The organism is Spirosoma rhododendri, assembly GCF_012849055.1.
Classification (GTDB): domain Bacteria; phylum Bacteroidota; class Bacteroidia; order Cytophagales; family Spirosomataceae; genus Spirosoma; species Spirosoma rhododendri.
Map to the genome: position 1 here is coordinate 2,298,584 of NZ_CP051677.1, position 20,478 is coordinate 2,319,061.

20 protein-coding genes are annotated in these 20,478 nt (G+C 56.5%); 15 read left to right on the top strand and 5 right to left on the bottom strand.

The window, feature by feature from the left end; genetic code table 11:
- The first annotated feature begins 19 nt into the window (after positions 1 to 19).
- Positions 20 to 1,480 carry a SusD/RagB family nutrient-binding outer membrane lipoprotein gene (locus HH216_RS09670; protein WP_169550633.1) on the top strand — a complete coding sequence of 487 codons (1,461 nt, stop codon included), beginning with the start codon at positions 20 to 22 and terminating at the stop codon, positions 1,478 to 1,480.
- A gap of 236 nt (positions 1,481 to 1,716) precedes the next feature.
- Complete coding sequence (locus HH216_RS09675; RefSeq protein WP_169550634.1) at positions 1,717 to 3,117, top strand: sigma-54-dependent transcriptional regulator; 1,401 nt, start codon at positions 1,717 to 1,719, stop codon at positions 3,115 to 3,117.
- Between the two features lie 127 nt (positions 3,118 to 3,244).
- On the opposite strand, the gene HH216_RS09680 is transcribed toward HH216_RS09675, so the two are convergent.
- The gene (locus HH216_RS09680; protein WP_254448758.1) at positions 3,245 to 4,006 is read right to left on the bottom strand and encodes a lysophospholipid acyltransferase family protein; all 762 of its coding nucleotides are present in this window, start codon (positions 4,004 to 4,006) and stop codon (positions 3,245 to 3,247) included.
- 149 nt (positions 4,007 to 4,155) lie between these two features.
- On the opposite strand from HH216_RS09680, the gene HH216_RS09685 reads away from it, so the two are divergent.
- From HH216_RS09685 to HH216_RS09695, 4 genes are all read left to right on the top strand, one after another.
- Positions 4,156 to 5,133 (top strand): acyl-ACP desaturase, encoded by a 978-nt coding sequence (locus HH216_RS09685; RefSeq protein WP_174842706.1) that lies wholly within the window; start codon positions 4,156 to 4,158, stop codon positions 5,131 to 5,133.
- Positions 5,134 to 5,139: 6 nt separating this feature from the next.
- The gene (locus HH216_RS25795; protein WP_254448759.1) at positions 5,140 to 5,985 is read left to right on the top strand and encodes a sensor histidine kinase; all 846 of its coding nucleotides are present in this window, start codon (positions 5,140 to 5,142) and stop codon (positions 5,983 to 5,985) included.
- Positions 5,940 to 6,497 carry a sensor histidine kinase gene (locus HH216_RS25800; RefSeq protein ID WP_254448760.1) on the top strand — a complete coding sequence of 186 codons (558 nt, stop codon included), beginning with the start codon at positions 5,940 to 5,942 and terminating at the stop codon, positions 6,495 to 6,497. The genes HH216_RS25795 and HH216_RS25800 overlap by 46 nt, the downstream gene beginning before the upstream one ends.
- A 220-nt stretch (positions 6,498 to 6,717) precedes the next feature.
- Positions 6,718 to 7,557: a helix-turn-helix transcriptional regulator gene (locus tag HH216_RS09695; RefSeq protein WP_169550636.1), complete on the top strand. Its 840-nt coding sequence runs from the start codon at positions 6,718 to 6,720 to the stop codon at positions 7,555 to 7,557.
- Here HH216_RS09695 and HH216_RS09700 read toward each other — a convergent pair.
- Entirely contained in the window at positions 7,554 to 8,978 is a 1,425-nt protein-coding gene (locus HH216_RS09700) for an MATE family efflux transporter (RefSeq protein ID WP_254448761.1), read from the bottom strand. The genes HH216_RS09695 and HH216_RS09700 overlap by 4 nt on opposite strands.
- Positions 8,979 to 9,154: 176 nt before the next feature.
- Here HH216_RS09700 and HH216_RS09705 point away from each other — a divergent pair, with 176 nt between their 5' ends.
- From HH216_RS09705 to HH216_RS09720, 4 genes are all read left to right on the top strand, one after another.
- Positions 9,155 to 9,952 (top strand): DUF4290 domain-containing protein, encoded by a 798-nt coding sequence (locus HH216_RS09705; RefSeq protein ID WP_169550637.1) that lies wholly within the window; start codon positions 9,155 to 9,157, stop codon positions 9,950 to 9,952.
- A 114-nt stretch (positions 9,953 to 10,066) separates the two neighbouring features.
- Positions 10,067 to 11,374, top strand: coding sequence for a UDP-N-acetylglucosamine 1-carboxyvinyltransferase (gene murA / locus HH216_RS09710; RefSeq protein WP_169550638.1), 1,308 nt, complete (start codon positions 10,067 to 10,069; stop codon positions 11,372 to 11,374).
- 98 nt (positions 11,375 to 11,472) lie between these two features.
- Positions 11,473 to 11,778 carry a hypothetical protein gene (locus HH216_RS09715; RefSeq protein ID WP_169550639.1) on the top strand — a complete coding sequence of 102 codons (306 nt, stop codon included), beginning with the start codon at positions 11,473 to 11,475 and terminating at the stop codon, positions 11,776 to 11,778.
- A gap of 1 nt (position 11,779) precedes the next feature.
- The gene (locus tag HH216_RS09720) at positions 11,780 to 12,334 is read left to right on the top strand and encodes a hypothetical protein (protein ID WP_169550640.1); all 555 of its coding nucleotides are present in this window, start codon (positions 11,780 to 11,782) and stop codon (positions 12,332 to 12,334) included.
- A gap of 7 nt (positions 12,335 to 12,341) precedes the next feature.
- Here the strand turns inward: HH216_RS09720 and HH216_RS09725 are convergent, their stop codons facing one another.
- On the bottom strand, positions 12,342 to 12,947 hold the full coding sequence (locus tag HH216_RS09725) for a hypothetical protein (RefSeq protein WP_169550641.1): 606 nt from the start codon (positions 12,945 to 12,947) through the stop codon (positions 12,342 to 12,344).
- A gap of 256 nt (positions 12,948 to 13,203) precedes the next feature.
- On the opposite strand from HH216_RS09725, the gene HH216_RS09730 reads away from it, so the two are divergent.
- Positions 13,204 to 14,028 carry a fasciclin domain-containing protein gene (locus tag HH216_RS09730; protein WP_169550642.1) on the top strand — a complete coding sequence of 275 codons (825 nt, stop codon included), beginning with the start codon at positions 13,204 to 13,206 and terminating at the stop codon, positions 14,026 to 14,028.
- Between the two features lies 1 nt (position 14,029).
- On the opposite strand, the gene HH216_RS09735 is transcribed toward HH216_RS09730, so the two are convergent.
- Both HH216_RS09735 and HH216_RS09740 read right to left on the bottom strand, forming a co-directional pair.
- Positions 14,030 to 15,073 carry a T9SS type A sorting domain-containing protein gene (locus HH216_RS09735; RefSeq protein ID WP_169550643.1) on the bottom strand — a complete coding sequence of 348 codons (1,044 nt, stop codon included), beginning with the start codon at positions 15,071 to 15,073 and terminating at the stop codon, positions 14,030 to 14,032.
- A gap of 113 nt (positions 15,074 to 15,186) precedes the next feature.
- Positions 15,187 to 16,200, bottom strand: coding sequence for a lysylphosphatidylglycerol synthase transmembrane domain-containing protein (locus tag HH216_RS09740; RefSeq protein ID WP_169550644.1), 1,014 nt, complete (start codon positions 16,198 to 16,200; stop codon positions 15,187 to 15,189).
- Between the two features lie 248 nt (positions 16,201 to 16,448).
- Between HH216_RS09740 and HH216_RS09745 the strand changes: the two genes are divergently transcribed.
- The 4 genes from HH216_RS09745 to HH216_RS09760 are packed head-to-tail and all read left to right on the top strand — an operon-like array spanning position 16,449 to position 20,470.
- Positions 16,449 to 18,542: a DUF7657 domain-containing protein gene (locus HH216_RS09745; RefSeq protein ID WP_169550645.1), complete on the top strand. Its 2,094-nt coding sequence runs from the start codon at positions 16,449 to 16,451 to the stop codon at positions 18,540 to 18,542.
- The gene (locus tag HH216_RS09750; protein WP_169550646.1) at positions 18,539 to 19,294 is read left to right on the top strand and encodes a glycosyltransferase family 2 protein; all 756 of its coding nucleotides are present in this window, start codon (positions 18,539 to 18,541) and stop codon (positions 19,292 to 19,294) included. Before HH216_RS09745 ends, HH216_RS09750 begins: the two co-directional genes overlap by 4 nt.
- Position 19,295: 1 nt before the next feature.
- The gene (locus tag HH216_RS09755; RefSeq protein WP_169550647.1) at positions 19,296 to 19,706 is read left to right on the top strand and encodes a DUF2304 domain-containing protein; all 411 of its coding nucleotides are present in this window, start codon (positions 19,296 to 19,298) and stop codon (positions 19,704 to 19,706) included.
- Complete coding sequence (locus HH216_RS09760) at positions 19,703 to 20,470, top strand: glycosyltransferase family 2 protein (RefSeq protein ID WP_169550648.1); 768 nt, start codon at positions 19,703 to 19,705, stop codon at positions 20,468 to 20,470. Before HH216_RS09755 ends, HH216_RS09760 begins: the two co-directional genes overlap by 4 nt.
- Positions 20,471 to 20,478: the final 8 nt, after the last annotated feature.

Consider the following 20,478-nt stretch of genomic DNA (forward strand, 5'->3'; position numbering starts at 1 on the left):
TAAACGCTCTTACAAACGAATGACTACCCATTTTTCCAAGTCCATAAAAAGTACGCTGCTGGCCCTGAGCTGGATGGCGGTGTTTAGCTGCAAACCCGGCGATTTTGGCACGACCAACATCAACCCCAACGCGTCGGAAACGCCGGTAACAGCGGGCTTATTGACGAACGTGATCAACCAGTCGGCCCGTGGTTTTACCATTACGGCTACCGAGCCCGATCTGTACGTGCAGTACATCGCTAACAGTCAGTACCCCGAAGCGTCGTTGTACTCGACGGTCAACGCTGATTTCGGCGGGTATTACAGCGGTCCACTGTACGATTTGCAGAACATAATTAACTACAACACCAACACGGCTACGAAGGCCAGTGTGGCCAGTTATGGTTCGAACAACAACCAGATCGCCATTGCCCGGATTCTGAAGGCGTATTTCTTCCAGGTCGTAACCGATCGCTGGGGTGATGTGCCGTACTCGGAAGCGCTCAAAGGATTTCCGACTCCGAAGTACGATACTCAGCAGGCCATCTACGCCGACCTGTTCAAGGAGTTGAAAGAAGCATCGGCTCAGTTCGACGGCGGCACCACCGTGCAGGGGGATATTCTGTTTGGGGGCGACGCGACCAAATGGAAAAAATTCGCCAATTCGCTGCGGATGGTGCTGGCCCTGCGGCTGTCGAAAGTCGACCCCACGACGGGTAAGAGCGAATTTGCGTCGGCCCTCGCGGATGCCGCTGGTTCGATCGCGACAAATTCAGATAATGCCGCCTTTACTTATCTAAACAACGTCACGTTTCGCAGCCCCTGGGCAGCCGCCTACGACGGTCGCGACGACTTCGGCGTAAGCGATGTGTTCGTGAATGCTCTCCAGAGCACGAGCGACCCCCGGTTGCCGTCGCTCGTCGCCAAAATCTCGTCGGGTAAGTACCTCGGTATTCCGTACGGGCTGAAGCGCGATCTGCTCATCAGCTGGACCGGGCAGAACCCGCAGTACTCGCACCCCGGTTCGCCGATCGTACAGGCCGACTCGAAAGGGTATATTCTGTCGGCTGCACAGCTGCTGCTGAGCCGGGCCGAAGCCGCGCAGCGTGGCTGGACATCGGAAAACGCAACTACGCTCTACAACAGCGCCATCCGGGCGTCGTTTGAGCAGTGGGGTGTTTACGACGCCACCAGCTATGCCGCCTACATCGCGTCGTCGGGCGTTAGCCTGGCCAGTGGTAATGCACTCCAGAAAATCGGCACGCAGAAGTGGATCGCCCTGTACCCGAACGGCTACGAAGCCTGGGCAGAGTGGCGCCGGACGGGTTATCCGGCCCTGACGCCAACGCCCTACGCGGTCAACGTCAGCAAGCAGATTCCACGTCGGTACGGGTACCCAACCAGTGAGCAAACGCTTAACAAAGCAAACTACGACGCTGCGGTAGCCCGCCTGTCGGGTGGTGATACGCACGATGCCCGCGTTTGGTGGGACACGAAATAACACCCGGTATTGATACTGTTTTACCAGCAACGACGGCTCATCCCTCAGGGTGAGCCGTCGTTGTTTCTGGAGCTATCTGAATCGCTAAGCGCCAACGGTTTGGTCGGTTCGGAACGCACGCGCTGGCACAAGGGTAAATTTGTATTGAGCGGGTTCTGGAATTGTATACGGATTGCCTGCAAATAGAAAAACGGGGGGTGGTGCAACAATACAGGTGCCCGGTTTATCTTTGGCGTATGCAAGATTCCCGACTGCTGCTGGTCGACGACGACCCCGATGTATTGCTGGCGGCCCGCCTGCTGCTGAAACGCCATTTCGGCAGCATCGACATCGAAAAGAATCCCGAAAAGCTGCCTTTCCTGCTCAACAATAACCAGTACGACGCTATCGTGCTCGACATGAACTTCGAGCGCGACGTCAGCAGTGGCCGCGAAGGATTTGCCTGGCTCGACCGTATTCTCGACATCGACCCGCAGGCGCGGGTGGTGCTGTTTACGGCCTACGGCGACGTTGAGATGGCCGTGCGGGCTATGAAAGCCGGGGCCGTCGATTTTGTGCTCAAACCCTGGCAGAACGACAAATTCGTGGAAACGATCCGTGGAGCGGTATCGGCGGGCGAGAGAGCGAAAGACAGACCGGGCGAACCGGAACGCAATGGCTGGTCGGCCAGTGAAAAAGCGGAGAAGGGTACCGGCAAAACGCGGAAACCAGCTCCTTCCTCATCCGGTCATTCGCTCATCGGTAACGCCCTCAGCCCGATTCTCGACACCATTAGCCGTGTGGCCCCGACCGATGCCAACGTGCTGATCTTGGGTGAAAACGGGACGGGGAAAGACATGGTTGCCCGTACGATTCACGCCCGGTCGAACCGGCGCGACAAGCCGTTTGTCAGCGTCGATGTCGGTGCCCTGACGGAGAGTTTGTTCGAGAGCGAACTGTTCGGTCACGTCAAAGGCGCGTTTACCGATGCCCGCGAAGACCGCGTGGGGCGGTTCGAGGAAGCCAACGGCGGTACGCTGTTTCTGGACGAGATTGGCAACCTGACACCCACGCAGCAGGCCCGGCTCCTGACGGTGTTGCAGCAGCGGCAGGTCACGCGCGTCGGCAGCAACAAAGCCCGCCCGGTCGATATCCGGCTGATCTGCGCAACCAACGTCGACCTCGGCGAACGCGTAGCGGAGAAAAGCTTTCGGCAGGATTTGCTGTACCGCATCAACACCATCGAACTGACGCTGCCCCCGCTGCGCCAGCGTACCGACGACCTGCGTCTGTTGGCCGAGTATTTCATCGACCGCTACGCCCGGCAGTACAGCCGTCCTGTTACGGGTCTGAGCGCGGCCCTGCTGGCCGAGATGAAAAGCTACGACTGGCCCGGCAACGTCCGCGAACTCCAGCACAGCGTCGAGCGGGCGGTTATTCTGGCACCCGGTACCATCCTCGAACCAGCGGATTTTGTCTTTCGGAAAAGCACCGCCACCGCGTCGCCCGTGATGCAGACGATGCAGATCGACGACATGGAGCGGCAATTGATTCAGCGGGCCATGCAGACGCATCAGGGCAACATCACCGACGTTGCCCGCGAACTGGGCCTATCCCGGCAGGCACTCTACCGGCGACTCGAAAAGTTTGGGATGTAAAATGAGTTCTCCCGTGACTTGTCCCGACAGCTTCCCAGCTGTCGGAGCCGCGTTAGCGGCTAACAAGCCACGTCAAAATAGCCTTACGTCTCCGACAGCTGGAAGCTGTCGGGGACAGTCAGCTTCCTTACTTCGCTTCGGCCAGGGAATGCGACAGCTCCGACGCGATTGCTGATTCGGCTTGCCGGACGATCTCTTCCACCGACTGACCGGTTGGTTCTATGGGTGGGAGGGCCACCCACGACAGCCGCGAAAAGGAAGTCAGCGGGAACAAGCCTTTGGGCGTGAAGGCCCCTGTGCCGCGAATAGCGATGGGGACGACGAGGGCTTTGGGGGCGCGCTTGAGCAGCACGCTGACGCCCCCCGTGACGAACGGCCGCATCTGTCCCGACGGTGAGCGCGTACCTTCCGGAAAAATTACCGCCGACAGGTTCTGTTCCTGAATCAGTTTGCCCAGCCGCGAAATTTCGGTAATGGCCTGCTTGGAGTCTTTCCGGTCGATGAGCGCAGCCCCGCTTTTTCGCAGATTATACGATACCGCCGGTGTGCCGTGGGCCAGTTCAATTTTCGAGACAAACGTGGGCGTATGTGCCCGCAAAAACCAGATGATCGGCGGGATGTCGAACATACTCTGGTGATTGGCAACGAAGATAATGGGGCGATCAGTAGGCAGGGGCGTGGTCTGGCGAAAGCGGACGGTCGTACCGGTGAGCAGCCAGCCGAAGGTGATACTGGCGTTCATGTAATCGACTACTTTCTTGTGGGCGGGTCGGCCGAAACCGTGGAAAGCAGCCGCCTGTAACACGTGGTACACGAGCAGCAATAACCCAAAATAAATTGCGTAAACTACGCTTAACAGGTAGTCAAGCAGTTTTTTGAAAACACTCACGACGCGGCAAACAATGATTTTTTGGGCAAAAGTAACCGTTGCCGGGTTAGCATTGTTATTTAAGTGGTACCGGATGCCGGGAACCGGCTGGAATAGCCGTAACTTGCTTACCATTTTCTGTTTTCAGCACGTTTTTACGCTCTATATATATGGCTTTATCTGGCTCACGGCTGGACGTCATGCGGCACGTCGGCGAGAATCTCGACACGGTGCTTGGCGATTACCTCAAACCTATCGAAACCAACTGGCAACCGTCTGATTTTCTGCCCGACAGCCGGCAGGAAGATTTCCCGGAACAGGTGCGGCTGTTTCGGGAAAGTGCCCGCGAACTGTCGTACGACTATGTGGCTGTACTCGTTGGCGACACTATCACCGAAGAGGCTTTGCCCACCTACGAGTCGTGGCTGATGGATATGGAAGGGGTTAATCAGGCAGAAGCGACCGGCTGGACGCCCTGGATTCGGGGCTGGACGGCTGAGGAAAACCGTCATGGTGATTTGCTCAACAAATTTCTGTACCTGTCGGGCCGGGTTAATATGCGGGCGATGGAAGTATCGACGCAGTACCTGATCGCCGATGGATTCGATATCGGTACTGGTACCGACCCCTACAAAAATTTCGTTTATACGTCGTTTCAGGAACTGGCGACCAACGTCTCGCACCGCCGGACGGCTACGCTGGCCAAACAAGCCGGTTGCCCCCAGCTGTCGAAAATCTGTGGAGTGATCGCGTCCGATGAGATGCGGCACGCGAAGGCATACAAAGCGTTCGTCAGCAAAATCTTTGAAGTCGACCCATCGGAGATGATGCTGGCTTTCGAGGAAATGATGCGCAAGAAAATCGTGATGCCCGCCCACTTCCTGCGCGAAACGGGGGTGAAGCTGAGCCAGACATTCAGCCATTTTTCCGACGCGGCCCAGCGTATCGGCGTCTACACGACCAACGATTATATCGACATCGTGGATGCCCTGCTGGTCGACTGGCAAATCGACGCTATTACCGATCTGAACGATGCGGGTCAGCGGGCGCGTGACTACCTGATGGCGCTGCCTAACCGGCTGCGTCGGGTGGCGGAACGCACCAAGATTCCAACGCTGGAATACCCGTTCAGCTGGATTGCTGCCTAAGCCGTCATGGACCGGTTTGCACTGGGTATCGGCTGGCGATTAACGGCCATTCTGCTCCTGATGGGGAGCGGGGTGGCCGTTTACTATTGGCTGGGCAGCGGAGCGGTGCTGGTGCCGATCGGGGTTGTGCTGATCGGGCTTGTCGTCAATCTGTACCAGTACGTAACGGGCATCAACCGGAAGCTGATCCGGTTTCTGGAGTCGGTTCAGTACGCTGATTTTGCCGTTTCATTCCGTACTGATAACCAGCTTGGCCCCACATTCCAGGCGCTGAACCGGCAGTTCAACGCCGTCCTCGACGCGTTCCGGCAGGCACGAGCCGACAAAGAAACCAGCCTGCACTACGTCAACACCATCGTACAGCACGTGAGCGTTGGGCTGCTTACGTTCGACGCGGGTGGGCAGGTCGAACTGATTAATCAGACGGCGTTGCGGTTGCTGGGTATCTACCGGCTCCGCACGCTCGCCGAACTCGACGCCACCCACCCCGACCTGACGGCGCTGTTCTGGTCTGTCACCGGTGCGTCCGGGCCGGTCGTGTACCGAATGACCACCGACGATGAACTATCCATACGCGGAACGGCCGTTCAGCTGCGTGGTCGGCGGGTTACCATCGTTTCGATTCAGAATATTCGCTCCGAATTGCAGCAGCGCGAGCTTGACGCGTGGCAGAACCTGACGAAAGTACTGCGGCATGAGATTATGAACTCGATCACGCCAATTGTGTCGCTGGTGGGCACTATGCGTGATATCGTTGATACTGATCTGGCCCCCACGCCCAGGGCAGTTCAATCGAACAGAATAGGTTGGTCAGCGTCGCCGAGTCGATTGCTGATCTGCGCGATGCCCTGACGACCATTGAGCAGCGCGGTACGGGCATTATGCAGTTTGTGGACGCCTATCGCCATTTTACGACCATTCCGCAACCCGTAATGGCCCCGGTGGTTGTCGCCGGTTTGCTGGACCGGGTTATCCGGCTGGCGATGGCCGCGTACCCAAACTACCCCATCGAACGGGGTGAAATCGCCAGCGAACTGACGATCCGGGCCGACGCTACGCAGATTGAGATGGTGTTGCTGAATCTGCTTAAAAACGCGGCTGAGAGTCTGGAAAATCGGCCGTTGCCCAGCATCGGGGTTCAGGTTAGGGAGCGCGATAGTCAAACGACAATCAGCATCACCGACAACGGCCCCGGTATCGAGCCCGAAGCGCTGGAACAGATTTTTATTCCGTTCTACACAACCCGCAAAACGGGGTCTGGTATCGGGCTGAGTCTGTCGCGGCAGATTATGCAGCGGCACGGCGGACAGCTGCTGGTTGAGTCGCAGCCGGGGCAGGGAAGTACCTTTACGCTCGTGTTCTGAGCCGGGCTGAAAACACAACAGGCGGCCGACATTGCTGCCGACCGCCTGAAGGCTCCTCACCGAGGAAACGCAAACAAACTGATGTGGATAGAAGGCCTGCCGTAGCAGGTACGCAAATATGACGACCTGTGCCATACCGTATTGTACTGATTCCCATTACAAAATGGTGTAGATTGCCTGAATTGGTTGATGAATATCGTCGGTAATCAGGACAGGTGTTATGGTAAATGAGCTACTCGACTCACAGGTTCAGCAGGAAATGCAACGGCTAAGCCTGTTTCTGAACGAATTATTTCCTGATCCCACGGGCCTGACACTGATGGTAACGGCGGAGCAGCAACAGGCGGAGTTGAAGCAGCTTCGGGAAGGGCTTCGTACGGAGCAGTTTTTCCTGGTCGTCGATCTGCTGTCGATGCGTATCGTCGAAGCGGCCGGGCTGGAAGAACTTGGCTATCAGTCGTCGCAGTTTACCTTTCGGCAGTACCTGAGCGCGTTTCCCACGCAGGGGATGTTGCAGCTGATTACCCTGCTGGGCAAGCAGTCGTTCAGTATGTCGGATCAGGCCATGGTGACGTTTATGAACCCCAAGTACGTATCCAGCATTCCGATGACCTGCGCCAACGGACAGGTCATGCTAATCAAGCGTATGATTTCGCCCTGGCAGTTTAGCAGTACCGGCTTGCTGACGGCCTATGTCTCGGAGTATACGATTATGCAGCCGTATAACAACGAGCCGCTCAACCCCCGGTTTATCAATATGCCCCCCGCCGTCGAAGCGCAGTTCAGCGCTATGATGGCGCAGGTATTTGCGCACTTGCCCGCCCGTATAAACCGGTTCGCTCACAAGGAAATCAGCCTGCTGAAACTATACGTCGAGAAAGAAGGGGAGGAACTCCCGGTGCCGCAGATTGCCCTGATGGCAGGCATCAAACCAAACACGGTTCGTACCTACAATCAGCGGATAATGGCGAAGGCAAAAACCATGTTTGGCAGTAATATGAACGCCCGGACGGCCCGCGAAGTAGCGTTGTTTCTCAAGCAGTCGGGGATGCTGGGCTAGACCGGGCTAATTCCCGAAACGGGAAGGGGAGTCGTTCGGTGCAGCCGACGAATGCGCCGGAAAAATCGGACGGTCAACAGGACTGCTGCGACGGTCAGGCCGGTGAGCAGGCCAATCCATACGCCAACGGCATCCAGTTTGAGCGGAAAAGCCAGTACGTAACTGAGCGGCAGGGCAACGACCCAGTACGAAAACAGCGAGATGACCGTCGGCACGTTGACATCAGCCATGCCCCGCAAACTGCCCAGCGCCACTACCTGCACACCGTCGGACAATTGAAAGACCCCCGCGATGATAACCAGCGAAGCCGCGATGTGCATTACGCCGGGGTTGTCGCGGATGTAGAGCGACACCAGCCAGTCGTTGGTAGTCAGGAACAGCAGAGCCGCCAGCGACATCAGGCTGACCGACAGCACAAAAGCGGCAATACCAGCCCGCAGCGCACCGTCAACATTGTTGTAGCCAATCGCAGCCCCCACCCGAATTGCAGCGGCCGACGAAATGCCCGTTGCCATCATGTACGTTACCGACGCCAGGTTAATCGCGATCTGGTGAGCCGCCAGCCGATCGTCGCCCAGCCACCCCACAATCACAACGGCCAGCGAAAACGTAGCGACCTCGAAAAAGAAGGTGAGCCCGCCCGGAATCCCCAGCCGCAGAATCTGCCGGATCTCGACCTGAACGGGTAGTTTGGCGAATTCCGCCAGCAGATACGGCTTGAACAGGGGTTGCCAGTACACATACAGCAGCATAGCAACGGCCATGTACACCCGCGACAGCAGCGTGGCCACCGCAGACCCCATCAGGCCCCACTGCGGAAAGGGCCCCACTCCCTGAATGAGTACGTAGTTGAACAAAGCGTTGAACCCCAGCGCCGACAGCGTGATGAGCATCGCAACGCGGGGCTGGCGCAGGCCGTCGCAGAGTTGCCGGGCCGCCACAAACAGCAGTAGCGGCAGTACCGACGCACTCAGAATCAGCATGAAGTCCCGCGCCAGTCGGGTTACGTCGGGCGATTGACCGAACAGCTCGAAATAAAAAGCCAATATGACCGACAGACCGCCCAGCACGACGCTCATCAGCACCGACGCCCAGAGCCCCGCCCGAAACAGGCGATTGATACCGGCGGCATCGGCCCGGCTATTCGCCTGCGCAACCAGTGCCGCGACCACCGACAGCCCCCCGACCCCCACGCTCGACATCAGAAACGACAGCGAATTGGCCAGTCCGGCTGCGCCCAGCGGGACAGCCCCCAGCAACCGCCCAACGAACAGGTTATCGGTGACGCCCATCAGCACTACACCCAGCTGGGCAATGATGATCGGAACGCTGAGCCGGAAGGTGTCGGCCAGTTCGGGGCGGTAAGTGCGTAAGAACGTTTTCAGAAATAGCAGGGCGCGAAGGCCGGTTGTGAATGGCAAAGGTACGTCGTTTCTGCACCCCGCTCACGTCTGACTTTTACCCGTCAGAGGGGTAGACTATAGCAGACTGGCCGGGTTATTTGCACGTCTGACGAGGCTGGGTGCAGGGGCGGGGAAATGCACTGGATACTCCCCGAATGTTCGTACTTTTGTCAATATAATTAACAGCAAAGCCTTTGAAAGAGTACGGCAGCAGCATTCAGAAACTGGTTGACAACATGGTCAACATCGACGATCGGGAGAAGCGTACTCGTTACGCCCATATCCTGATCGAACTGATGCGACAGATCCACCCCGGTATGAAAGACGGTCAGGACTACTACAACAAGCTGTGGGACGACCTGTATATCATTTCTGATTTTACGCTGGACGTCGACAGCCCGTATCCGCCACCGTCGGAAGACGCGCTGGGCAAGAAGCCGCAAACCGTTCCGTACAATACCCACCACCTGCGGTTCAAGCACTTCGGCCGGAATATCGACCTACTGGTAGCGAAAGCATCGGCGCTGGAAGATGCCGACGAACGGCGGGCGTTTGTGTCGTACCTGGTGCGGCTGATGCGGTCTTTCTATCAGGCCTGGAACAAGGAAGCCGTTGAAGACGAAACCATTTACGAAAGCCTGGTCGAACTATCGAAAGGTAAACTGTTCGACGATGTGAAGCTGATACGGGAGCAGGGGCTGGTAGAGTCGACCCCGCGCGAACGGGCAGGCGAGGCAACACAGCCGCAACGCATCGGCGGAGGGCAAAACAACCGTAATCAGAACGGTGGTGGTCAGAACCGCAACAACAACGACCGGCGCAACTTCGGCAACAATAACAACAACCGGAATCAGAACGGTGGTGGTCAGAACCGCAACAACAACGACCGGCGTAACTTCGGCAACAATAACAACAACCGGAATCAGGGCGGTGGCGGTCAGAACCGCAACAACAACACGAACAATAACAACAACGACCGGCGTCGGCGGTAATCACCTGCCGACCGCCAGGTTCGTGACTCCAATCGTCTTACCCTAGTAATCAAACACGTATCTTCGTCGGGCAGGCACTGTACCCGGCTGATATTGAATTCAACCAACCCAGGCATGGCATCTTTTCAAATTACGGGTGGCCGTAAACTCAAGGGCGAACTGATTCCGCAGGGCGCGAAAAACGAAGCGCTCCAGATTCTCTGCGCCGTTCTGCTGACCAAAGAACCCGTTACGATCCACAACATTCCGAGCATCCGCGACGTCAATCAACTCATCGACCTGCTGGGCGATATGGGCGTTTGGGTAACCCGCGTCGGCGAAGGGTCGTACCGGTTTCAGGCGTCGGATGTTAATCTGGATTACCTTGAAAGCGACACCTACAAGCGGAAAGCGGCTGCACTGCGTGGTTCGGTAATGCTGCTCGGCCCGATGCTGGCCCGCTTCAAAAAAGGACGTATTCCCCGGCCCGGTGGCGACAAAATCGGCCGTCGTCGGCTGGATACCCACTTTCTGGGATTTGAAAAGCTAGGGGCTCAGTTCAACTACGACGCCAACGATGGCGGCTACTATCAGGTCGATGCCAGCAACCTGCGCGGTGCATACATGCTGCTCGACGAGGCTTCGGTAACCGGTACGGCCAACGTACTGATGGCGGCTGTCATGGCCGAAGGCACAACCCAGATCTACAATGCTGCCTGCGAACCCTACCTGCAACAACTCAGTAAGATGCTCAACAGCATGGGGGCCAAAATCACGGGTGTTGGCTCGAATCTGCTGACGATCGAAGGGGTTTCTGAGCTGAAGGGCACCGAACACACCATGCTGCCCGACATGATCGAGATCGGCTCGTTTATCGGTATGGCGGCTATGACGCAGTCAGAGATTACGATCAAAAACTGCCAGATTCCGCAGTTGGGTATCATCCCGGATCAGTTCAAGCGGCTGGGTATTCAAATGGAGTTCCGGGGCGATGATATTTTCATTCCCGCGCAGGAGCGTTACCAGATTGAATCGTTTCTTGACGGTGGTATGATGACCGTTGCCGACGCTCCCTGGCCCGGTTTTACCCCCGATCTGCTCAGCATCGTACTCGTAACGGCTGTGCAGGCGCAGGGTACGCTGCTCATTCACCAGAAAATGTTTGAAAGCCGCCTGTTCTTCGTCGATAAGCTGATCGACATGGGCGCGCAGATCATCCTTTGCGACCCGCACCGCGCAACGGTGGTGGGGCTGAACCGGCAGATGCCGCTGAAAGGTATTCGCATGTCGTCGCCGGATATCCGGGCGGGGGTAGCGTTACTGATCGCGGCCATGTCGGCAACCGGCACCAGTATCATCGACAATATCGAACAGATCGACCGGGGTTACCAGCACATCGATACCCGGCTCAACGCCATCGGCGCCGAGATTATCCGGCTGTAAGAGCGGTGCATATTTTTTGATTGACTATTGACAAGGGCCAGAAATAGCTACTAACTGTTTCTGGCACATTTTTGTAAGAGCATACCAGCATACTACGCATGAATCACAGGGGACGTTTTCAGGCGCAGGGACGAAAGCTGGAAGAGTCGGAAGCATGGGCGCAGCCAGCCCCTCTGTATTTGCAGCAAGGCAAGTCGTTGCTCAGTAACCTGAAGGAAAAAATTCCCCTGTTTGAGTTGAGGAAGCGTGCAGAGGCATTTCAGACCTGCGAACAGTTTATCGAGCGGGCTAGTCAGAACGGAGGAATCAACATCGTTGACAAGCCGTTGCGAAAATCGTTTCCGAGAAATGAAACGGAACGGGTAGATTTAGAGGTTTTGAAAGGGAACGCTTTTTTGCCGTGATATGAGGACGCTTAGCAAATACGAAAATTTTCTTGTCGACGAGGAAGCGTATTTCGCTAACCGACAATTCTGGAACGATACAATTGATGAAGTAAGCCCGGAACCTCACGAGCAGTGGGTTACCACTCAATTTGCGAACGGGGTTGATTTTCTTGACGGAAATCCGATTGCTTCGGCATTATACAAGCAATGGGGTAAAGCGATTCGGATTGTTCAGGTGGCCAATGATAACAGTGCTTTTCCGATTAGAATCTGGCTGGATTTTGTTGAGTATCAGGAAACAAAAATCCTTGAGTTGGTCGTACTGGTTCAGCCTCGCGACGAAGTGTACCAACGAGTGATTGAGGTCCTGACGTTCTTTCTTTTTCAAAGTGACTCAAAGAAAATCAGTAAATACGTTAGAGCTTTCAATGCGTTTAACCGGCGGGCAGCTAGCCTGAAACAATCAGTGGATGCAATGCGCTCCATAAGCCCGGTCGCCACAAACGACCTGATAAAAAGCACGATAGAGACAATCTACAATCAGGGGCTAAAGCGAAAAAAGCAGTCGACGTAATCCTGTATCAGTGCGACGCCGTTGCTGACTGGGGCGGGTTAATCATGATGTGAGCGCGGTGAGTGCCGGGGTCCATGATCCAGGGCATACCGGGGGCTTCGGGTTTTAGCGGTAAGCCCGTACTTTCAGCTGTTGCATAGGGTATATACACGACATAGCGCAGGTACCCGTTTTTCACGTCGCCGGTTTCGGGTGTAAAATCTTCCGCTTTGGCCGTGTACGCATACAATGTTGATGGGTGCGACGGCATCATTAGCTTTCTGGCTTTGACTTCCTGCTCGCGGATGGTCAGGATTTCGGCGGGCTTCTTTCCTTCCTTTTTCAGCACCCGCCCGCGCTCCATAAATGGGTCGAGATCTTTGTGGTAACACGATACGCTGAGCCCTTTCTGTGCCGGATCGTCGGTCAGGCAGACCAGTTCGTTTGTGCCTTTGCGTAGTACAATAAATTCGTTGGCGGCTGAGTAACCGTACACCGTTGCCCCCGCCCGTTTGTCGTCAGGTGCCGCCAGAACAGCCGTTTTAATCTGCACATCCGGCGACGGAACAACGGGCGATTGGGCCAGTGCTTTGGTTAGCAAACCAGCGGCTACCACAAGAAATAGTGCGTTCATAAATCGATGTCAGTTGGCCCGATAAAAAGCACCCGCTATGTCGATGATTACTCATCAACTGCTGACCTGTTACCACGCACTGACTGATAGTCGACGTATAAACTGGTGTCGTCGCTGGCAGGGTAACCGAGCGGTGCAGCCCCGGCCTGACGTCGCTGCTTGCCGAATTGGCCTGTACGCTCATTCCGGGCCGAACAAAAAGACCAACGACGGCCGAAACCGTTATAGGGTTGAACGGTTTAATCCAGATTGATTTATGACAGCCCGAAACATACTCTGGCAGGTGGCAATCGGTGCTGCGCTGACTAGTCCGGTCTACGCACAGACCACGCCCCGCTCGGCAACAGCCGCGCAGAGTGGCGCGTATCGGCAGAGTTCATCCGACAACGGAACCACAGTCAACAGCAGCAACACCACCAATTACAACAGCAACAACGTAACGAATGCCCCGACGGGTGTTGGCAGTAATCCGGCCGCGCCTGCTACCACATCGGGTTCTTCACGGAAGCGAAAACCAGTGAGTAAAGGGACAGGTACTGGGTCGGCAACGGGTTCGGCTATTCAAAAAGCCCGTACCGCGCCTTCTCCCGCTGTGACAGCTGGCAGTACCGAACGCAATACCAGTATCCACGATTTCATTGCGTCGTCGCCAAACTACACGACCCTGCAAAACGCCCTGCAAGCGGTCGGGCTGTTTGAGACGCTACGGGGTTCGAAGTCGTACACGCTGTTTGCCCCCACCAACGACGCGTTCAAGAAACTACCGGCGGCTGTGCAGACAGGGCTGCTGGAAGGCCGCAACCGGCAGGCGCTGACTCAGCTGCTCAATTACCATCTGGTCAAGGGGGCGCTCAGTGACGACGATCTGCGGAAGAAGCTAAAATCGGGTGGCACCGCTACGCTGAAAACAGTGGCTGGTGAGTCGCTAACGATTGCCTCGAATGCCGACGGGCAACTGACAATCACTGACCAGGCGGGTAACAAGGCAAGTATTATTGAATCTGACCAGAAGCAAAACAACGGCTATGTACACGGCATCAACGCCGTGTTGATGACCACTGGCGGATCGGCTATCCGATAAGTTAGTGCTGCACTACGACGCGCTGCACCTGAACGCCCAACTGATCGGCGACGCGTAACAAGTACAAGCCGCTGGGCCAGGTGCGCACGTCGACTTGTGTCTGGCTCCCGTTGCTTTTTTGCTGGTATACAGATCTGCCCTGTGTGGTGCTGATATCGACCTGCGAGGCATCTTCCAGTCCGTCAATGCTGAGTACATCGTTGGCTGGCAATCCCGCCAATACGATCTCGCCGTTGGTTCGCAGGATGGCGCTGCGCAGGGGTGAAAAACTGAATTTGCCGTCGGAGTCGGTTTGCCGGAGCCGGTAGTAGTTGATGCCGAGCCGGGGTGATTCATCAACGGCACTGTATGTTTGCCGGGTGGTAGTCGTGCCGTGTCCGTCGAGCCGGGCGATGGACTCAAACGTGCGGGCATCGCTGCTGCGCTCCAGATCGAAACGGGCGTTGTTGCGCTCGCTGGCCGTCGACCAGTTGGCAAACACCTGTTTCTGGACTGTTTTCACCGAAAAATCAATCAGCGAAACGGGGAGTGTCGATCGCGTTACAGTATATGTGGCCTTGTAGTTGTTACCGCCATTGCTGTCAAAAGAAAATAGAAATGTGCCATCGATACGCCAATAGACTTCCAGCGTGTAGGTACCGGGACCAAGGCCATTAGCAATGTTGATCCCGGCATCCGTCCGGCTCCATCGCTGACTCCCATCCTGACTGGTACTGACGAGCGGCAGATCAATCTGAATGAAATCGCCCGGGGTTATATTCTGCGGATACAGTCGGTAAAACATATGCGCTGATGTCGTGCTGTCGCCGTTATTCCTGAAAGTTCTGATCTCTCCGCCGTTCAGGTATATTGATGTGTTTGCCGTACCCAGGTCCGCTCCTTGAAAGGCTGGCGCACCATCCGGGTTAGCACCCCCTGCCCGGGAGGTATTCCCCGACGCGTCGACGTTGGTGACGGCGTAGGTTTGAAGCAGGCCCGCATCGGCCCAGACGGGTGTATGGGCTACTATTGATAAGCAGCTAACAAGCAGTAGAAGAATTCGCATCGTCGGATAGCATCTTGACTAAGAACTGCTTCCATGCAAAACGAATACCTAACGACGCTTTTTGTTGTCGAAAATGTAAATATGTCTACTTATTGGTCCATATAAGCCAAGAATCAGGCGGGTCTGCCGGTAGATGTCGCTTCGCGTACCGGCGCCTTCCCCAGCGAAAACGACGCAATCAGAAACCCGATACCACTAATAATCAGGTTGAGGAAAAACCCTACCGCATGTAAAAAAGTCGCCAGCACCGTCGCCTGCGTCATCGGCAATCCGTACAGCATCAGCACCCGCCCGACCAGCAGGTGATACGTACCGATACCGCCCTGTGTCGGAACCAGTACCCCACCCAGCAGGGCTACGGTTTCAATGGTCAGTACCGATAGTAGGGGCAGGGCGCGGGTCGTTGGCAGGGCCATCATGAGCGAATAAGTCATCAGCCAGGCCATTGCCTGATTCAGGATGGTCAGCAGAATGAACAGGCCCGGCTGTGGGAGTTTTCGCAGGGAAAGCAGCCCCGTCTGTAGACCCCGACTAAAGGTGATGATACGCTGCGCGACAGGGTGTTGCCAGCGGGGATGAGTAAAATCAATCAGCCGGACCGACCAGAGCAGTAAACCAGCCAGTAGCAAACCACCCGCCAGCAGCCACCACCCGGTTGTGGTAGGCAGCCGAAGCGCGTACCCACCGAAGTAACGTTGCAGGCGCGCAAACTCCAACACGAACGTGAGCGAAACGACGCCCAACAGGACGAAAAAATCGAGCACCCGTTCGGCCAGTACAGCGCCCACCGCCTGCGAAAACGATACGCCGTCGGTACGTTGCAGGGTGGCGCAGCGCGTCAGCTCGCCCGACCCCGGAATAATCATGCCCGCCATCGTCCCGGCCAGCAACGCTATTGTCACGCGAAACGTAGTGGGTTTGTAGCCCAGTGCCAGCAGGGGTTGCCGGGAGCGCATCCCCCGCAGCAGGAAGGTACAAGCCGTTAGCAAGCCGGTAAGCAGTATCCAGCGATAATCGGCCCGTTGAAACTGTTCACCGATGGCGCTGAACGACACATTACGCAGCGCATAAATCAGTAAAAGTATACCCAGCCCGAGGGGTAAAAAACGTTTCAGTAGATGCGTCATGGTACGCGGTGAAGGCGGCAAATTACGCAGAAAAGCCCGTTGGCAGGTAACTGTCGACACCCGCGCCGAACGGGTATAGGGCAAAAATCCGGCCCGGTTTTTGTCTCCTGCCAGCCAGCGACTTGCTGCCCCGTTCGGCGTACTAACCGACCGGGTTTGCAGGAGACTACCGATCAACTTATTTTTGACAATACGTGCCGTCCGTAGCCCACTTGATCGCCTGATAAGGGCCAACTCTCTCTCGTTCTATGTCTAAATCAAACAAGAAGCGTATCGCCCCGCCGATAAGCAGGCCCGTAGCCGCGCCGGATGCGGGTAGAGCGACACCGTCAGCTGTGGCAACCAGCCCAGCCACGCCCGTGGCTCCTCCGTTCGTGCCCGATCAGCCGGAAACCGGCTTTCAACTGATCCGCTTCGATCGCCGGACCAAGTGGTACATGGGTATCGTAACGGGCTTGTTTATTCTGCTCTCGCTGCTGAAAATTCATACGCTGTCGGTGGCTATGTGGAATCAGTTGATCCCCGACGGATCAGACCCCAAACGGGGCATTATGAGCGGCACACCACAAGCCATCCGGATGGACGAATACGCGGTCTGGGTGCCCAACACGTTATCAAATGCCAACCAGGGCTACCCGGTCGCGAATGAGTCGCTGGGGGGCGAGAAGATTGCGCTGCTGGGGGCACCAGCCTATCATCCGCTGATGATTTTCAAACCGCTGCTGTGGGGCCACTTCTTTCTGGGGCCGGAGCAGGCCATTGCCTGGCAGTCAAACTTCAATTACTTCGCTGTGTTGCTGCTGCCGTTTCTGCTGTTCATGCTGCTGACGGGCAATAACTTCTTGTTGTCGGTATTCGGTAGCGTGTGGCTGTGGTTGTCGTCGGCGTCGCAGATGTGGAACGGCGGCTGTGATATGGCGGTGGGTTTGTTTTCGCTACTGTTCGTTAGCGGTATATACATCCTGTTTGGCAAGCACTCGCTGCTGGGAAAAATCGGGTGGGGGCTGCTCTTCGGCTGGACGCTCTTCAGCGCGCTGGTGCTGGTGTACCCACCGTTTCAGGTACCGCTGGGCTACACATTCCTGATCTTATTCATCGCCTACTGCCTGCGGCACAAAGATCAGTTTCGGTTCGACAGCGATCAGTGGACCGCGATCGGCATTGGGGCGGGGGCGCTGGTGCTGGTAGGCGTTGCGTTCTACACCTCGTACCGCGATCTGAAACCAACAGTCGAAGCGATGGTCAACACGGTGTATCCGGGTCGGCGGTCGGAGTCGGGCGGCACGGGCTTCATCGCCAACTGGTTTTCGGAATATTATTCGTGGCTGATTACGCCCCAGCGCTACCCCAAAAGCTGGCTGAACATCTGCGAACTCTCGCACTACCTGACCTTCACACCGGTCATTGCCGCCAGTCTGCTAATCTATTTCGTTGCCAAACGCCGGGTCGACTGGATGCTGGCTCTACTGGCGCTCTGGATTCTGGCGCAACTGGTCTGGATCGAATACGGCTGGCCGAAGTGGCTCGCTGAGGGAACGCTGATGAGCATGAGCCCCACCCGCCGGACACAGGTGCCGCTGGGGGTTTCGGGCGTTATCCTGACGATTCTGTACCTGGCGTACCTGACCCGGCATCAGCTCGTTACGGGCGCTGGCGCGAAAGCACTGGCGATTGCCGGGGCGCTGGGCTTCGTTGTCTATACGGCCTATGTCAACCTAAACGATACCGAAGGGCTGTTTCGCTCGTATCAGCTGTTTCTGCCGGTGCTGTTTTTTACGTTCCTCAACGTACTGCTGCTCATCAATGTGCAGGTAAAATACAGGACTGCGCTGTTTGCCGGGGCGGTAGTGCTGTACCTGCTGCCGAACCTGAAATTCAACCCCGTTGCGGTGGGGCTGGCTCCGATCATGCAGCACAACATTTACAAGACCGTGCAGGAGATCGACAAGAAAGATCCCGGTAAACGGTGGGTGGTGTTCGGCAGTCAGTATATCTCGTATCTGGTAACGGCGACGGGGGTAAAACTGCTGTCGGGGGTAAAAACGCTGCCCGCCCGTAACATCATGCACGTGCTCGACCCGGTTGCCAAACGTGACTCGGCCTACAACCGCTACGCCCATACCGTGTACCAGACTTACATCGACGGGCGCGACAGTGTGATTATCCAGCAAAGCTTCGAAGATGCCTACACCGTTGGGATGGACCCCTGCTCTCCACGTTTCAAAGAACTAAAGGTGAAATACCTGATCTTCGATCGGGAGCCGCAGCCCGTAGAAGTGCGCTGCGCCAAACTCATCAGCAACATGGGCTCGGTGAAGATTTACGAGCGGACCGACGAATGAGTACTGCCAACGCCCCGCGCATTCTGATCGTGATTCCCTGCTACAACGAGGAAGCCTCCATTGTGTCGGTCGTGAACGAGGTCGAGCGGGCGCGGCAGACGTCGGGTTTGTGGCTCGACGCGCTGGTCGTCAACGATTGCTCGACGGACGGTACGCTGGCACAGTTGCAGACACTGTCTGGCTGTCAGTACCTGAACCTGCCGGTTAATCTGGGTATCGGCGGGGCCATGCAGGCGGGCTACCGCTACGCCTACCGGCACGGCTACGACATGGCCGTGCAAATGGATGGCGACGGGCAGCACCCGGCCGGTGAACTTCCCAAACTGCTGGCTCCGCTGCTGGCAAAAGAGGCCGACGTGGTGATCGGGTCGCGGTTTCTGGAACGAACGGGCTTTCAGTCGACAGCCGCCCGGCGCATCGGGATCAACTACTTTCGGCGGCTGAACCGCTGGCTGATCGGGCAAACGATTCACGACAGCACGTCGGGGTTTCGGGCGTTTAACCGCCGGACGCTCGCCATCGTCGACCGGTACTATCCCGACGAATACCCCGAACCCGAAGCGATCGTACAATTTGGCTTGCATCATCTGCGTATCCGGGAAGTGCCTGTGCAGATGCGTGAGCGGCAGGGGGGTGTCTCGTCGATCAACACCGGGCGTGCCTTTTACTACATGCTCAAGGTGACGCTCGGTATTCTGTTTGTCTACATCCGGCTGCGGGGTCGCAAGGCCCTGACGCCCCTATCTGCCTGATATGGAAACGATTCCGCTTACCATACAGATCATCAGCATCACAGGCGCGCTGCTGTTTATGCTGACGATTTTCCGGCTGATTATCCGGGGCAAGCTGCGCGAGGAATACTCAATCATCTGGATTCTAAGTACGGTAGTCCTGATCGTGTTTTCGGTCTGGCGGCAGGGGTTGGAACAGGTGTCGGCCCTCCTGGGCGTGTTTTACCCACCATCGCTGATTTTTCTGGGGGCTCTGTCGGCCATGCTGGTGTTCCTGGTTCACCTGTCGGTCGTCATATCGAAGCTACAGAATCAGATTAAAGACATGACCCACGAGATGGCCTATATGCGGCAGGACCTCGAACGGCTGAAGGCACAGCAACCGCAACCGACGCCCGAACAGCCAACCGCGCCCGAATCTGTTTCGCCATGAGATTACCGACGATCACGGTTATCACGCCGTCGTACAATCAGGGGCAATTCATCGGGCAGACGGTTGAATCAGTGCTGTCGCAGAACTATCCGGGGCTGGAATACATCGTAATGGACGGCGGTTCGACCGACGATACGCTGGCCGTATTGGAACCCTACATGTCGCGGCTGACGCTGATTTCAGAACCCGACCGGGGCCAAACCGATGCCATCAACAAAGGCCTGCACCGGGCCACAGGCGACATCGTTTGCTGGCTCAACTCCGACGATTATTTTCTGCCGAACGCGCTGCTGACGGTAGGGCACTATTTTGCCGCGCATCCCGACATCAACTGGCTTACTGCCGATTGTCTGATCGTCGATGAGTCGGGGCAGTTGATCCAGCAGCCGATCCGACAGTACAAAAAGCTATTACGGAACCTGTCGAACCACGCGTATCTAGGGCTGACGAATGCTGTGTGTCAGCCCGCGACGTTCTGGCGACGGTCTGTTCACGAGCGTGTGGGGTATCTGAACGAAAGCCTCCACTTCACAATGGACTACGATTTCTGGCTCCGACTGGCGCAGGAAAGCCCACCCGCCGTACTCCGCGAGCCAACATCGGCGTTTCGGATTCACGGGCAGTCGAAGGGAGGGCAACAGTATGTCGAGCAGTTTCGCGAAGATGAGCAAACGATGCGGCAGTACGCCCGGTCGGGTACCATTCGCTGGCTGCACCAGCGGCACAATCAGTTAATCGTGAGCTTGTATAAATTGTTGAAATGATCCCAGTC

Coding starts and splice junctions, on each gene's coding strand:
- HH216_RS09670 (WP_169550633.1), top strand. CDS start 20: ATGACTACCCATTTTTCCAAGTCCATAAAAAGTACGCTGCTGGCCCTG.
- HH216_RS09675 (WP_169550634.1), top strand. CDS start 1,717: ATGCAAGATTCCCGACTGCTGCTGGTCGACGACGACCCCGATGTATTG.
- HH216_RS09685 (WP_174842706.1), top strand. CDS start 4,156: ATGGCTTTATCTGGCTCACGGCTGGACGTCATGCGGCACGTCGGCGAG.
- HH216_RS25795 (WP_254448759.1), top strand. CDS start 5,140: ATGGACCGGTTTGCACTGGGTATCGGCTGGCGATTAACGGCCATTCTG.
- HH216_RS09695 (WP_169550636.1), top strand. CDS start 6,718: ATGGTAAATGAGCTACTCGACTCACAGGTTCAGCAGGAAATGCAACGG.
- murA (WP_169550638.1), top strand. CDS start 10,067: ATGGCATCTTTTCAAATTACGGGTGGCCGTAAACTCAAGGGCGAACTG.
- HH216_RS09715 (WP_169550639.1), top strand. CDS start 11,473: ATGAATCACAGGGGACGTTTTCAGGCGCAGGGACGAAAGCTGGAAGAG.
- HH216_RS09720 (WP_169550640.1), top strand. CDS start 11,780: ATGAGGACGCTTAGCAAATACGAAAATTTTCTTGTCGACGAGGAAGCG.
- HH216_RS09725 (WP_169550641.1), bottom strand. CDS start 12,947: ATGAACGCACTATTTCTTGTGGTAGCCGCTGGTTTGCTAACCAAAGCA.
- HH216_RS09730 (WP_169550642.1), top strand. CDS start 13,204: ATGACAGCCCGAAACATACTCTGGCAGGTGGCAATCGGTGCTGCGCTG.
- HH216_RS09735 (WP_169550643.1), bottom strand. CDS start 15,073: ATGCGAATTCTTCTACTGCTTGTTAGCTGCTTATCAATAGTAGCCCAT.
- HH216_RS09740 (WP_169550644.1), bottom strand. CDS start 16,200: ATGACGCATCTACTGAAACGTTTTTTACCCCTCGGGCTGGGTATACTT.
- HH216_RS09745 (WP_169550645.1), top strand. CDS start 16,449: ATGTCTAAATCAAACAAGAAGCGTATCGCCCCGCCGATAAGCAGGCCC.
- HH216_RS09750 (WP_169550646.1), top strand. CDS start 18,539: ATGAGTACTGCCAACGCCCCGCGCATTCTGATCGTGATTCCCTGCTAC.
- HH216_RS09755 (WP_169550647.1), top strand. CDS start 19,296: ATGGAAACGATTCCGCTTACCATACAGATCATCAGCATCACAGGCGCG.
- HH216_RS09760 (WP_169550648.1), top strand. CDS start 19,703: ATGAGATTACCGACGATCACGGTTATCACGCCGTCGTACAATCAGGGG.